This is a genomic window from Microbacterium sp. NPDC087591, from assembly GCF_044743625.1.
Taxonomy (GTDB): Bacteria; Actinomycetota; Actinomycetes; order Actinomycetales; family Microbacteriaceae; genus Microbacterium.
In genome coordinates this window covers 236,859-250,608 of record NZ_JBIUWU010000001.1, presented here as the reverse complement: position 1 = coordinate 250,608, position 13,750 = coordinate 236,859, and the positions used below count along the sequence as shown (strand labels likewise).

The 13,750-nt window shown below is 68.8% G+C and carries 9 protein-coding genes and 1 tRNA gene; 6 read left to right on the top strand and 4 right to left on the bottom strand.

Annotation, left to right across the window (positions count from 1 at the left end):
* Positions 1 to 112: 112 nt before the first annotated feature.
* Positions 113 to 1,528: a zinc-dependent metalloprotease gene (locus tag ACIOVG_RS01150; protein WP_400868227.1), complete on the bottom strand. Its 1,416-nt coding sequence runs from the start codon at positions 1,526 to 1,528 to the stop codon at positions 113 to 115.
* A gap of 119 nt (positions 1,529 to 1,647) precedes the next feature.
* On the opposite strand from ACIOVG_RS01150, the gene ACIOVG_RS01145 reads away from it, so the two are divergent.
* Both ACIOVG_RS01145 and ACIOVG_RS01140 read left to right on the top strand, forming a co-directional pair.
* Positions 1,648 to 2,733 carry a PDZ domain-containing protein gene (locus tag ACIOVG_RS01145; RefSeq protein WP_400868225.1) on the top strand — a complete coding sequence of 362 codons (1,086 nt, stop codon included), beginning with the start codon at positions 1,648 to 1,650 and terminating at the stop codon, positions 2,731 to 2,733.
* A 57-nt stretch (positions 2,734 to 2,790) separates the two neighbouring features.
* On the top strand, positions 2,791 to 5,700 hold the full coding sequence (locus tag ACIOVG_RS01140; protein WP_400868223.1) for a UPF0182 family protein: 2,910 nt from the start codon (positions 2,791 to 2,793) through the stop codon (positions 5,698 to 5,700).
* Positions 5,701 to 5,978: 278 nt separating this feature from the next.
* On the opposite strand, the gene ACIOVG_RS01135 is transcribed toward ACIOVG_RS01140, so the two are convergent.
* A tRNA-Met gene (locus tag ACIOVG_RS01135) sits at positions 5,979 to 6,052 on the bottom strand.
* An 81-nt stretch (positions 6,053 to 6,133) separates the two neighbouring features.
* Between ACIOVG_RS01135 and ACIOVG_RS01130 the strand changes: the two genes are divergently transcribed.
* Entirely contained in the window at positions 6,134 to 6,943 is an 810-nt protein-coding gene (locus tag ACIOVG_RS01130) for a carbon-nitrogen hydrolase family protein (protein ID WP_400868221.1), read from the top strand.
* A gap of 9 nt (positions 6,944 to 6,952) precedes the next feature.
* On the opposite strand, the gene ACIOVG_RS01125 is transcribed toward ACIOVG_RS01130, so the two are convergent.
* On the bottom strand, positions 6,953 to 8,155 hold the full coding sequence (locus ACIOVG_RS01125; protein ID WP_400868219.1) for an aminotransferase class I/II-fold pyridoxal phosphate-dependent enzyme: 1,203 nt from the start codon (positions 8,153 to 8,155) through the stop codon (positions 6,953 to 6,955).
* 100 nt (positions 8,156 to 8,255) lie between these two features.
* Here ACIOVG_RS01125 and ACIOVG_RS01120 point away from each other — a divergent pair, with 100 nt between their 5' ends.
* From ACIOVG_RS01120 to ACIOVG_RS01110, 3 genes are read left to right on the top strand one after another with little or no spacing between them, the layout of a single operon-like run.
* A complete protein-coding gene (locus ACIOVG_RS01120; protein ID WP_400868217.1) occupies positions 8,256 to 9,854 on the top strand; it encodes a S1C family serine protease in 1,599 nt (532 codons plus the stop codon).
* Between the two features lie 47 nt (positions 9,855 to 9,901).
* Entirely contained in the window at positions 9,902 to 11,155 is a 1,254-nt protein-coding gene (locus tag ACIOVG_RS01115; RefSeq protein ID WP_400868215.1) for a CDP-glycerol glycerophosphotransferase family protein, read from the top strand.
* Positions 11,152 to 12,588 (top strand): CDP-glycerol glycerophosphotransferase family protein, encoded by a 1,437-nt coding sequence (locus ACIOVG_RS01110; protein ID WP_400868213.1) that lies wholly within the window; start codon positions 11,152 to 11,154, stop codon positions 12,586 to 12,588. The genes ACIOVG_RS01115 and ACIOVG_RS01110 overlap by 4 nt, the downstream gene beginning before the upstream one ends.
* 24 nt (positions 12,589 to 12,612) lie before the next feature.
* Here ACIOVG_RS01110 and ACIOVG_RS01105 read toward each other — a convergent pair whose 3' ends face one another.
* Complete coding sequence (locus ACIOVG_RS01105) at positions 12,613 to 13,635, bottom strand: glycosyltransferase family 2 protein (RefSeq protein WP_400872636.1); 1,023 nt, start codon at positions 13,633 to 13,635, stop codon at positions 12,613 to 12,615.
* Positions 13,636 to 13,750: the final 115 nt, after the last annotated feature.

Here is a 13,750-nt window from a genome sequence, read left to right as displayed (position 1 = left end):
CCGATTCTGAAGACGCGCGGTGGATCGCGGGGTATCGATGATGCATCCGTGGACAACTGAGCCCTCCTCCCGGTCAGGGGAGGAGGGCTCAGTCGTCGTGTGGTGCGAGGACTCAGACCGGGCGGTCGCCCTCGGGGCGCTCCCCATCGGTACCCGGCTCGTCGTCATCCTCGGACGCGCCGTCCGAGGATTCCGCGCCGGAGAAATCGTCGCCGTCCAGGAGACGAGCGAGTGCTTCGTCGAACTCGTCGGCTGCGGGCTGCTCGCCGCGTGCCGCGGCCTGCAACCGGGCGACGAGCGCGGTCGGGTCGTCGATGTCCTCGGCGGTGGGCATCAGGTCGGGGTAGTCCCACAGCGAATCGCGACCGGCGATGCCGACCGCGTCGGTGACGGCCCTCCACATCGCCGATGCCTCACGGATGCGGCGCGGGCGCAGCTTGAGCCCGACGAGCGCGCCGAGGGCGTCCTCCGCGGGACCGCCCACCGCACGCCGACGTCGTGCAGCCTCGGCGATGCGCGTGCTCTCGGGGAGACGCGACGTCGCCTCCGCAGTGACCACGTCCACCCAGCCGTCGATCGTTGCGATCAGGTTCTCGAGTCGCGTGAGCGATTCGCGCTGCGCCTCGGTCTGTGCCGGCAGCAGGGCGCCGCCTTCGATCGCCGCGCGCAACTCCTCCGGGTCGGAGGGGTCGAGCCGGCTCGCGACGTCCTCCAACGCATCCACATCGACCGTGACGCCACGGGCGAAGTCGGTGATCTGCGCCATCACGTGCAGGTGGAGCCACTTCGCATGGCGGTAGAGACGCGCGTAGGCGAGTTCACGGGTCGCCAGATACAGGGCGATCTGATCTTCCGGGATCTCGAGTCCCTCGCCGAATGCGGTGAGGTTCTGCGGGATGACCGCGGCGACACCGGCGGGCAGCACCGGGATGCCGACGTCACCGCCCGAGACCACCTCGAGCGCCAGGTTGCCGAGCACCTGGCCGAACTGCGCGGCGAAGACCGAGCCACCCACGCCGCGCATGAGCTTCCCGGCGCCCTGCACCACGCCGCGCATCTCCTCGGGGACCTGCGTGTCCAGTGCGCTCGTGAGCGCGTCGGCGATGCTCGTCGAGACCGGACCGGCGATCTCCTTCCATACCGGGAGCGTCTTCTCGACCCATTCACCGCGGGTCATCGCCGTGGGGCTCTCGGCGAGCTCCGAGATCGTCGTCGCCTCGCCGAGCCAGAGGTTCGCGAGCGCGAAGGAGTCCACCAGCGACGTGCGGGCGCCGTCGGTGATGCCCTGACCCTCGCGGTTGGCGATGTGGAGAGCCTGACGCAGCGCGTTCTCCCAGGGGTCGCCGCCGAACGCCCCCTGCAGCTGCGACATGATCGTCTGCATCATCGCGGGGTCGAACTGCATGCCCTCCATGCCTTCGAAGGCGCCGCGCAGCGCCTCCGGGTCGATGTCGCCACCGCCTTGGCCGGAGAGCATCTTCCGCAGGAACTCCTGGAAGTCCTCGGGTGTGGGGTCGTTGTCCGCCATGTCGATCGCCCTCTCAGTACGCCATAAGCCTGCGGGATCTACGCTAGTCACAGGTTTCTGCAGGTGACCCCGACATGGGCGAATCGCTGTACGCCGCTCGCGAACGACGGAGGAATGCTGTGGATCGAACGCGGTCTGTGAAGCTCGGGCTGGGAGTCTGGGCGCTGGTCGTCGCGCTCATCGCGCTGGTGGTGCTCACGTTCCTGCCGACGCCGTACGTGATCCAGCGGCCGGGCCCGGTGTACGACACGCTCGGCACCGCGGCGGGAGCGGACGGCGAGCAGGTGCCGCTGATCCGCATCGACGGCGCCGAGACGTTCGAGACCGCCGGCACGCTCGATCTCACCACGGTCCAGGTGGTCGGCAACCGCGAGCGCACGCCCAGCTGGTTCGAACTCGCGCTGGCATGGACGGACTCCTCCCGGGCGGTCGTGCCGCTCGATTCGGTGTTCCCGGAGGGCGTCACCAGCGAGCAGCGCGATGAGCGCAACGCCACGCTTATGGTCGACTCGCAGCACGAAGCGACGGCTGCGGCGCTGAACGAGCTCGGCTACGACACGGGGGCGAAGGTCGTGGTCGTCGAGGCGGTCGACGACACCCCGGCCGCAGGCCTGCTCGAGCCCGACGACGTCATCACGGGCATCGACGGCGCCGAGGTCACCTCCGCGAAGCAGCTCCGGCAGACGATCCAGGACGCCGGGGGAGACACGATCGCGCTCACGGTGCTCCGCGACGGCGAGGAGAAGAGCGTCTCCATCACCCCGGAGAAGCGCACCCAGGGAGATGCGACCACGTGGCTGATCGGCATCACGCTGCGCACCGACTACGACTTCCCGATCGATGTCACCATCCAGCTCGACAACGTCGGCGGACCGAGCGCGGGAATGATGTTCGCTCTCGGGATCATCGACACCCTGACCGAGGGGGAGCTCAACGGCGGCGAGAACGTCGCGGGGACGGGCACGATCGAGGCGGACGGCACCGTCGGGCCGATCGGTGGGATCCGACAGAAGCTCTACGGCGCGCGGGATGCCGGAGCGCAGTACTTCCTGGCGCCGGCATCGAACTGCGACGAGGTCGTCGGACACGTTCCGGACGGGCTGCAGGTGATCCGTACTTCCACGCTCGAGGAGTCGCTCGACGCGCTCGAGGTGATCGCGGATGACGGCGACGTCGACGCACTGCCCAGCTGCACCGCGTCGTGACCTCCCCGTGACCGGGATGACAGCCCCCGTCCAGTAAGGCATGCCTAGGATGGAGGAGTGACCTCGACCTCAGCTCAGAACCCGGCCACGCCTCGAACGTCCCGACGTATTCTCGGCATCTCACTGGTGATCATCGCCGCGTTGATCGCGGTGTTCTTCGTCTTCGCATCGCTGTACACGGAATTCCTCTGGTATGACCAGGTCGGTTTCACCGGCGTGCTGACGACGCAGTGGATCGCGACGGCGGTGATGTTCGTCGTCGGGTTCCTCGCCATGGCGGTTCCGCTGTTCGTGGTGATCCAGCTCGCGTACCGCCTGCGTCCGGTCTATGTGCGGCTGAGCTCGCAGCTCGACCGCTATCAGGAGGTCATCGAGCCGCTGCGGCGCCTGGCCATGTGGGGGATGCCGATCTTCTTCGGCCTCTTCGCGGGTTTCGCCGCGGCGGGCAACTGGAAGACCGTGTGGCTGTGGGCCAACGGCGTCGCGACCTCGACGGTCGACCCCCAGTTCGGCATCGACACCGGCTTCTACATGTTCGCGATGCCGTTCTACTCGATGCTCCTCGCGTTCGTCTCCGCCGTCCTGCTGCTAAGCCTGCTGGTCACCGCGCTGGTGTCCTACCTCTACGGCGCCGTGCAGATCGGCCAGGGAGAGCTGCGCATCTCGAAGTCCGCGCGCATCCAGCTGGCCGTCATCGCCGGTCTCTACCTGCTCGTGCAGGCGGTCAGCCTCTGGCTCGATCGGTACAAGACCCTCGTCGCCCCGGATGATCGCATCACCGGTGCCGCCTACACGGGAGTCAACGCGACCATCCCGGGTCTCGCGATCATCGCGATCATCGCCGCGCTCGTGGCCGTGCTCTTCTTCGTCACCGCGATCATCGGACGCTGGCGCTTCCCGCTCGCGGCGACCGCGCTGTTGATCGTGGCTTCGCTCGTCGTCGGCGTCGGCTACCCGTGGGTCGTCACGACCTTCCAGGTCAAGCCGAACCAGAACGCCTACCAGGCCGAGTACTACCAGCGGAACATCGACGGCACCAAAGAGGCCTACGACGTCGCGAACCTCGAGACCACGTCGTTCCAGGCCGAGACCGATGCGGAAGCAGGCCAGCTGCGAGAAGATGCCGACACCACGGCCTCGATCCGCATCATGGACCCGAAGGTCATCAGCCCGACCGTGCGTCAGCTCGAGCAGTACCGCGCGTACTACCAGTTCGAGGAGACGCTCGACGTCGACCGGTACGAGATCAACGGCGAGATGCAGGACACCGTCGTGGCCGTCCGCGACCTCGACATCACCAAGCTCGGCGACGGCGACAACTGGAACAACCGCGTCGCGGTCTACACGCACGGCTACGGCCTCGTGGCGGCGGCGGGCAACCAGCGCACGACCGACGGCGAGCCGGTCTTCCTCGAGCGAGGCATCCCCTCCGCCGGCTTCCTGACCGACCGTGAGAACTTCGAGCCGCGCGTCTACTTCGGCGAGAACTCCCCGGAGTACTCGATCGTCGGGGCGCCGGAATCGTCCGCCCCCGCCGAGATCGACTACCCGCGCGGCAAGGACGGCTCCAACGAGACCAAGACGACCTTCAACGGCGACGGCGGGCCGAAGATCGGCGACACGTTCACGAAGCTGCTGTACGCGCTGAAGTTCCAGTCGGAGCAGATCCTGTTCTCGAACCTCGTGAACGAGGACTCGCAGATCCTGTACGACCGTGACCCGAAGACCCGTGTGCAGAAGGTCGCGCCGTACCTCGAGCTCGACAGCGACCCGTACCCGAGCGTCGTGGATGGGCGCATCGTCTGGATCGTCGACGGATACACGACCAGCTCCACGTACCCGTACTCGACCAGCGTCAGCCTCTCCGAGGCGATCGCCGACTCGAACGTGCCGTCCCCGACGCTCGCGATCGACGACATCAACTACATCCGCAACTCGGTCAAGGCGACCGTGGACGCGTATGACGGTTCGGTGACGCTCTACGCGTGGGACGACAAGGACCCGGTGCTCAAGACGTGGCAGAACGTCTACCCGTCGACCGTGAAGCCGATCAGCGACATGTCCGGCGAGCTGATGAGCCACGTGCGCTACCCGACCGATCTGTTCAAGGTGCAGCGCGACGTGCTCGGCATCTACCACATCGACAACGCGAACTCGTTCGCCCAGCAGGACAACCGGTGGCAGACGCCGAACGACCCGCGCAGCGACGCGATGCTGCAGCCGCCGTACTACCTGACGATGAAGATGCCGGGGCAGGACTCGGCGCGGTTCTCGATGTTCTCGACCTTCATCCCCGCCTCGCAGGGAGCAGGCAGCACGCGTGACGTGCTCATGGGCTACCTCGCGGTCGACTCGGACGCCGGGTCGGAGAAAGGCGTGAAGGGGGAGGGCTATGGTCAACTGCGCCTCCTCGAGATCAACGACGACACGACCGTGCCGGGCCCCGGTCAGGTGCAGAACACCTACAACTCGGACACGTCGGTCGTGCCGCAGCTGAACCTGCTCCAGCAGGGTGAGTCGGAAGTGATCTACGGAAACCTCCTGACCCTCCCCGTCGGTGGCGGTCTGCTCTATGTGCAGCCGGTCTACGTGCAGTCCTCGGAGGGAACGCAGCTTCCGCGTCTGCAGAAGGTGCTGGTCGCCTTCGGTGATCGGGTCGCGTTCGAGAACACGCTCACAGACGCCCTCGACACCCTCTTCGGCGGAGACTCCGGAGCCACGGGTGGCGATGAGGAGATCGAACCGTCCGATCCTGGAACGGATCCCGATGCCGATCCGGATGCCGGGCAGACGCCCTCGCAGCCGACGGATGAGCAGGCAGCGGCCCTCTCCGCCGCGCAGCAGGCCCTCCTCGACCGTGACGCGGCTCTCAAGGCCGGCGACCTGGAGAAGTTCGGCGAGGCGGACAAGCGCCTCACGGCCGCCGTCCAGAAGCTCCTGGAGCTGGAGGCCGCCGCGGGGGAGTGACCTTCCCGCGTCGATGACGAATGGGCGTCCCCTCGGGGGCGCCCATTCGTCGATCCGCGCTCAGCGGCCCGGATGAGGCGCACCTCCATGTCGCGGGTCACGCATCTCCACATCGCGAGGAGTCAGGACGCGTCGTGCCGACGGGCCGGCATAGGGCGTGTCGTGACCCCCCGCCGATGGGCTGCTCGTGCCGGCCGGGAACTCAGCGGGGGAACTCAGCGGGCAAAGCAGAAGGCCCGGATCCATACGGATCCGGGCCTTCTTGTGTCGCATTCTCGTTGCGGGGACAGGATTTGAACCTGCGACCTCCGGGTTATGAGCCCGGCGAGCTACCGAACTGCTCCACCCCGCGGCACAAGAGATAACCTAACACGGATTTCGGGAGTGCGCGAATCGAGAGAGGTCGGCTCGGGGATGCGGGAGGATGAGGAGTATGTCCGAGCGCTCCGCCATCCCCGTCGCCGTCTGCCAGTTCGCGCCGTCCGCCTCTCGAGCCGACAATCTGGAGCGCATCGCCACGCTCACTGCGGAGGCAGCGGGGCGCGGTGCGCGACTGATCGTCTTCCCCGAGTACGCGAGCTACTTCGTCGATCCGATGGACGAGAGCCTCGCGGCGAATGCCGAGACCCTCGACGGCGAATTCGTGGCGACGCTCACCGCGCTGGCGGGGGAGTTCGGGGTCGTGATCGTCGCGGGACTCGCCGAGCAGGCATCTGATGGCCATCGCGTGCGCAACGCGGTGGTCGCCGTGCGCGGTGACGGGCTGCTCGCGGTGTACCGCAAGCAGCACCTGTACGACGCGTTCGGCCAGACCGAGTCGGACTGGGTGGAACCGGGAGATGTCGGCTCCGCGGTGACGTTCGAGCTGGGCGGCCTGCGGTTCGGGCTGATGACGTGCTACGACCTGCGGTTCCCCGAGGTCGCCCGCACGCTGATGGATGCCGGTGCCGATGTGCTGGTGGTGCCGGCGGAATGGGTCAGAGGGCCGCTCAAGGAGCACCACTGGACCACGCTGCTGGCTGCGCGGGCGATCGAGAACACCGCGTATGTGGTCGCGGCGGACCATCCGACTCCCGTCGGCGTGGGGCACTCGCAGATCATCGATCCGCAGGGGGTCGTGCTCGCCGGGGTCGGCGTGGCGGAGGGTATCGCGGTCGGCGTCGTCGAGCGGGATGCGATCACGCGTGTGCGCGCGACGAACCCGTCGCTGCGAGTACGCAGATACGCTGTCGTGCCGCGCTGAGAGGCGCCCTCAGCGTCCCAGCACGGCGAGGCGCGATACGGCCTCTTCGAGCACGTCGACACGCTTGCAGGCGGCGAACCGGATGAGTCCGGAGTAGTCGTCACGGCGGGCTTCCGAGACGAAGGCCGTCAGCGGGATCGCGACGACGCCGGCGCGGTCGGGCAGAGCCCTGCAGAAGGCCGCCGCATCCGCGCCACCGAGTGGCGTCGCGTCGGCGACGGTGAAGTAGCCGCCTTCCGGGGCGAGCACGCCGAATCCGGCATCCCGGAGCCCGGCGCCGAGGAGCTCGTGCTTGCCGGCGAGCGCGGCGGAGGCGCCTTCGAAGAAGGAATCGTCCAGGCGCAGTCCCACGGCGATCGCCGGCTGGAAGGCCGAGCCGTTGACGTACGTCAGGTACTGCTTGACCGTGAGCACTGCCGTGATCAGGTCGGCGGGGCCGTGCACCCACCCGATCTTCCAGCCGGTGGCCGAGAAGGTCTTGCCGGCCGATGAGATCGTCAGCGTGCGGGCAGCCGCTCCGGGGAGCGTGGCGATCGGCGTGTGCGGGGTGTGGAACGCCAGATGCTCGTAGACCTCGTCGGTCACGATGATCGCGTCGTGCCGATCGGCCAGTCGCACGATCTCCGCGAGCACCTCTCGTCGGAACACCGCGCCCGTGGGGTTGTGCGGGTCGTTGATCAGGATGATCCGGGTGCGATCCGTCACCGCGGCGGCGAGCTGATCCAGATCGGGCTGGAAATCCGGTGCGCGCAGCGGCACGGTGCGCAGCGTCGCACCCGCGAGGGCCGCCGCCGCGGCGTAGGAGTCGTAGTAGGGCTCGAAGACGACCACTTCGTCACCCGGGCCGTCGATGAGTGCGAGAAGTGTCGCGGTCAGAGCCTCGGTCGCTCCCGCGGTGACGATGATCTCGCGCTCCGGATCGACCTGCAGCCCGTAGAAGCGCTGTTGGTGCTCGCTGATCGCCGCGAGCAGATCGGGGATGCCGCGCCCCGGCGGGTACTGGTTCGCACCGTTCGCGATCGCCGCCCGTGCCGCCTCGAGCACTTCCGCGGGTCCGTCCTCATCGGGGAAGCCCTGCCCGAGGTTGATGGCCCCGGTTCTGGCCGCTGCCGCGGACATCTCTGCGAAGATGGTGGGTGCGACTGCTCCGTCGCTCGAGAGCAGGCCGGCGCCCGCTGCGGTGCGGCGCCATGCGCCCGGGACGACACTCATGAACAACAGGCTAAGGCCATAGGGGAAACTCACCTTCGCCATAAGAAACGCACAGACATGGGGAGCAGTCTGAGGGAGCGTTGTTGAAGGAGCACACACCATGAACGAAGACAACACCCACGACCACTCGGCACCCGACGTGCCGCCCACCGAGGTCGCAGGGGTCGCCGGCACACCGGCGTCCGATGCGTCCGCTGACATCACCGTCGATCCGGGCGCATCGGTCCAGGAGCCGACATCCGCTCCGGCCGCCGCCGGGCATCAGGTCCCGTCGACGTTCACGTCCTCGGCAGCAGCACCCGTGCCGCTGCCCCCGGTCCCCTCGACGCCCCAGCCGTTCACGGCGCCGGCTTCCACGGCGACGTCGTCCGGCGCCGCCTTCGGCATCCACAGCGATGCATCGGCGACGCAGCCCACGCAGCCGCTCGGAGGGACGCTCCCGCACGGGACTCCCTTCGCGACCGGCGACGCGGCACCCGGTGTCGCCAAGGTCAAGGACGCGAAGCCTCGCGGTGGCGTCAAGATCGCGGCACTCGTCGTGGCAGCCGCGCTCGTCGGCGGTGTCGCCGGGTTCGGCGGCGGCGCGATCTGGAACGCCGTCGGGAACTCGCCGTCGACCGGCGTCGCGGCCGGCCCCGAGACGGTCACCGTCAACAACCCCGGCTCAGTCAATGAGACCACGGCGGTCGCCAGCAAGGCGCTTCCTTCGGTCGTCACGATCGAGGTGGCGGGCTCCAGCGAGGCGGGCAGCGGCTCCGGTGTCATCATCAGCGACGACGGCTACGTGCTCACGAACACGCACGTCGTGACCCTCGGGGGTGCGGTGGCCGATCCCACGATCCGCGTCACCACCTCGGACGGACACATCTACGAGGCGACGGTCGTCGGCACCGACCCGATCTACGACCTCGCCGTCATCAAGCTCACGGATGCCAAGGGCCTCACGCCGATCGACTTCGCCGATTCGTCGAAGCTCAACGTCGGCGACACCGCCGTCGCGCTCGGAGCGCCGCTGGGCCTCGCGAACTCCGTGACCACCGGAATCGTGAGTGCGCTGAACCGCAGCATCCAGATCGCCTCGTCGGCGCTGCCCGACTCCAGCTCGGAGGATGCCCCGCAGGAGCAGACCCCCGAGCAGGGCGAGCAGGGGCCGTTCCAGTTCGATCTCCCCGGCTCCGGCCAGCAGCAGAGCAGCGACTCGATCTCCATCGCCGTGATCCAGACGGATGCCGCGATCAACCACGGCAACTCGGGCGGAGCGCTCGTCAACAGCAAGGGCGAGCTGATCGGCATCAACGTCGCGATCGCCAGCTCGGGCAACTCGGAGGAGTCCGGCTCGATCGGTGTCGGCTTCTCGATCCCGTCGAACATCGCCAAGCGCGTCTCGGAGGAGATCATCGCCGACGGCGCGGCCACGCACGGACTGCTCGGTGCCTCGGTGCGTGATGCGTCCTCGGTCGAGGGTGCCGTCGTCTCCGGCGCATACATCGCCGATGTCACCGATGGTGGCGCCGCGAAGCAGGGTGGGCTGAAGGCGGATGACGTCGTCACCGCCTTCAACGGAGTGCCGATCACGAGTGCCACCGACCTCACCGCGCAGGTGCGGGCCGCTGCCGCCGGCAGCACGGCCACCGTGACCTACAACCGGGGCGGGAAAGAGTTCGAGGCGGAGGTCACGCTCGGCGAACTCGCCGGCTGAACCCTCGTCTCACAGAGAAGGACGCCACCCCGCGATAGGCTCGCGGGGTGGCGTCCTTCTCTTTCGGCACCGGCAATGCGGCCAAGCTGCTCCGGATCCCGTTGTATGCCGTCGGGCGCATGGGCACGTTCCTGGTTCCCCGTGGTCGACGCTGGGTCTTCGGCTGCGGTGCGGGCATCGGCGACGGAGCCCTGGCACTGCAGCGACTCGCTGCGGCGGAAGGACACGACACGCTCTGGCTCACCTCGTCGGATCGTGAGGATCGCGATGCCGCCGCCCTCGGCATCCGCACCGTGCGCAAGAACGGGCTGCGCGGTTGGTGGGCGACGGCTCGCGCCGGCGTGATCGTGGTCACTCACGGACTCGGCGACGTCAACCGCTATGGCGATGCGGGAGCGTTCGTGGTGCAGCTGTGGCACGGCATCCCGCTCAAGCGGATCGGGTTGGACTCTCCCGCCACGACTCAGGTGCCGTCGGTCCCCGGCGCGCCGCAGCTGCGGCGACTGATCGCGTTCCTGTATCGCAACGCCGCCCAGCGCATCCGTGTGCTCCCCGCGGCGTCGCACCGATCGCGCGGCCGTCTGGAGTCCGCCTTCGCCCTGCACGACGATCGCGTGATCGTGACGGGCGAGCCCCGTGTCGATGTGCTCTCGGCCGGACCGATCGACGAGCGCCGCGAGCGCGCCTCGGCGATCCTGCGCGACCGCGCGGACGGGGCCCTCGATGCCTCGCGCACGATCCTGTACGCGCCGACCTGGCGCGATGGCGCGGCTGACCCTGCGGTGCCCACCGCCGAGGAGTGGGTCCAGATCATCCGCGTTCTCGAGCGGCACGACGCTCTGCTCCTCGTCAGGTCGCACCCGCTCGGAGAGGGGGGCTATGCCCCCGCGCTTCCGAGCCGCCGGGTGCGGATGCTGGGAGCATCCGTGCTCCCTGACGTCACCCCGGCGCTTCCGGCCGTCGACGTCCTGATCACCGACTACTCGTCGCTCGCCTTCGATGTCGGGCTCCTGGCGATGCCCGTGCTGTTCCTGGCGCCCGACGCCGCGGACTATGCGCGCACCAGGGGGTTCTACGGCCGGTTCGAGGACGTCGCGGGCGATGACGCGGCCACGACCTGGGGCGGGCTGCTCGCACAGCTCGAGGAACTCCTCGCGAACCCGGACGCGTTCGCGTCGAGGTCCGCGCGGTCCGCTACGCTCAGCGCGGAGATGCACGCGTACCGCGACGGACGCAACACCCGTCGGGTGTACCAGGCAATCCGCGCGCGGGGAATCCCCGCGCCGAAGGGAGCAGCATGACAACGGCCCGAATCGATGAGGCAGCGGAGTCGCTGATCGTCGCCGGCATCGGGCAGCGTCCGGCGAGTGCGATCCTGGTGGGTCCGCGCGCCCGCGTCGAGGCGCGGATCACAGGGGGCGGCAAGACCTGGAAGGCGTCGTTCCCGCTCGAGGTCGCCCGCTGGGGCGGACCTGTCCTCCCGTTGCCCGCGGGAGAGTACGAACTGCACATCGACGACCTCCCGTTGGACGAGGTCGCGGTGCTCCCGACCATGCTCCCCGGCGTCCGGATCGCGGTCGACGGCCCGCACGTGAGCATCGCCGCTCCCATCGACCCTGTCTACGAGACGCCCGAGGGCCAGTCCACGCTGGAGGAGCGCTACGTCGCGCAGACCGGCGGCACAGAGAATGCCGTGTTCTTCGAGAGCTTCTACGGACGCAGCGTCGGGTGCAATCCGCAGGCGATCGACCGGGAGATCGCGGCGCGCGCGCCCGGCGTGCGCCGCTACTGGAGCGTCGTCGACCTCTCCGTCGCCGTTCCTGACGGCGCTGTCGCCATCGTCGAGGGCAGCCCCGAATGGTGGCGCGCACGCGGTGCCGCGCGACTGCTCGTCGTCAACGATTGGATGCGCCGTCGATTCTCCCGCAAGCCGGGGCAGAAGGTGTTGCAGACCTGGCACGGCACCCCGCTCAAGCGCCTCGCCCTGCATCGGCCGGGATTCGATCCGCGTCGCATGGCCGCGGTGGTCAAGGAGTCCCGACGCTGGGACGTGCTGCTCGCCCAGAACCCCTACTCGGCGCGCATCCTGAAGAAGGCCTACGCGTTCTTCGGCCGCCCGATCTGGGTCGAGGGCTATCCGCGCAACGACGCACTCGTGACGGGCGACGGCGCCGCGATCCGTGCCGCTCTGGGCATCGGGGAGGGGGAGCGGGTGCTCCTGTACGCCCCCACCTGGCGCGACGACCGTCGAGAGATGGTCGACTTCATCGACCCCGAGGTGCTGGCGGAACAGGCCGATGCCGTCGTGCTCGTGCGTGGACACACCCGTACGCTCGCGCAGGGACGCGATCACGATGGTGCGCGGGTGATCGACGTCACCGGGTACCCCGAGACCGCGCAGCTGCTCCTGGTTGCGGACGCCCTCATCACCGACTACTCCTCGGTGATGTTCGACTTCAGCGTCACGGGCAAGCCCATGTACTTCCTGGTGCCGGACCTCGCGCACTACCGCGGGGAGCTTCGGGGGTTCTACTTCGACCTCGCCGAACGCGCACCAGGACCGCTCGTGAGCACGCAGGATGAGCTCGCGGCCGCGCTCGCGGATCCTGCACACGAGAGCACCTATCGGGCGCGGTACGACGCGTGGAAGGCCCAGTTCAACGCCCGTGATGACGGTCAGGCTGCGCGGCGCGTCGTCGACCGCATCTTCGACCAGGGGTTCCTCACGCGCTGACGATCCTGCCGCCGGTCGGGCGGCTCAGGGGAGAGGCGTGTTGCGTGTGCCGAGCCGAGAGGCGTCCACGGTGTCCCGCGCGCCGCGAAGGACACCGCCGAGGAAGCCGAGCCCCCACGAGAGGTGCATCGTCGGCAGTACCAGCAGCGTCCACAGGCGTTGGCGAATGCCTCCTCCGCCGGGGGCGAGGGCGACCACGAGCACCAGCAGCGCATAGGCCAGGAGCGGGAGGTAGATCCCGGAGGCGATCAGCGAGGCCGTCCCGCTGAGGACGCCCGTGAGCTGCAGCATCCCGATCACGATCGCGACCGCGGCGATCAGCACGAGCGCGGGCGGCGCGAAGAAACGCAGGCCGTTGCGCCGTCCGAAGCGGCGCACCAGCTCACCGCGCCATGCGCCGGTCGCCCGGAACTGGCGCGCCAGTCGCAGCCAGCTCTCGCGCGGCCAATAGGTGACCGAGAGGTCGGGGTCGAACCAGACCAGATGGCCGGCCTGGCGGATGCGCAGGTTCAGCTCCCAGTCCTCGCCACGGCGGATCGTCTCGTCGAACAGCCCGACCTCGTCGAGCACAGCGCGCCGCATCACGCCGAGGTATGCCGACTCGGCCTCGCTCTCGCGTGCGCCACCGTGGTACGCGCCGCCACCGAGACCGACGGGGGAGTTGTAGAGACGGGCGACGGCTTTCTGGAACGGTGCACGTCCCTCCGCATGCATCACGCCGCCGACGTTGGCGGCGCCGGTGCGGTCGAGGGCGCGCAGTGCGCGGGCGGCGTAGCCGGGGGAGAGCTCGGAGTGGGCATCCACCCGGATGATCGTGGGATAGCGGCTGGCGCGGATAGCCGCGTTCAGGCCGACCGGGATGTGTGCGGCCGGATTGTCCACGAGCCGGATGCGGTCGTCGGCGGCGGCCAGGGAGTGCGCGAGTTCCGTGGTGCCGTCCGTCGAAGGGCCGAGCGCGAGCACCAGCTCCGCCGGACCGTCGAGTTCCTGGGCGAGGACGGAATCCACGGCATGCTGCAGGTACGCGCGTTCGTTGAGGACGGGCATGACGAACGACACTCCCGTCACCGTCCCCCTGGGTTCACTGTCCTGCACCTCTCGATCATGTCACGGAGGGGGTGCAGCTGCCTGGCACTTCCATGGGCCGAAGTATCCTGGAGGG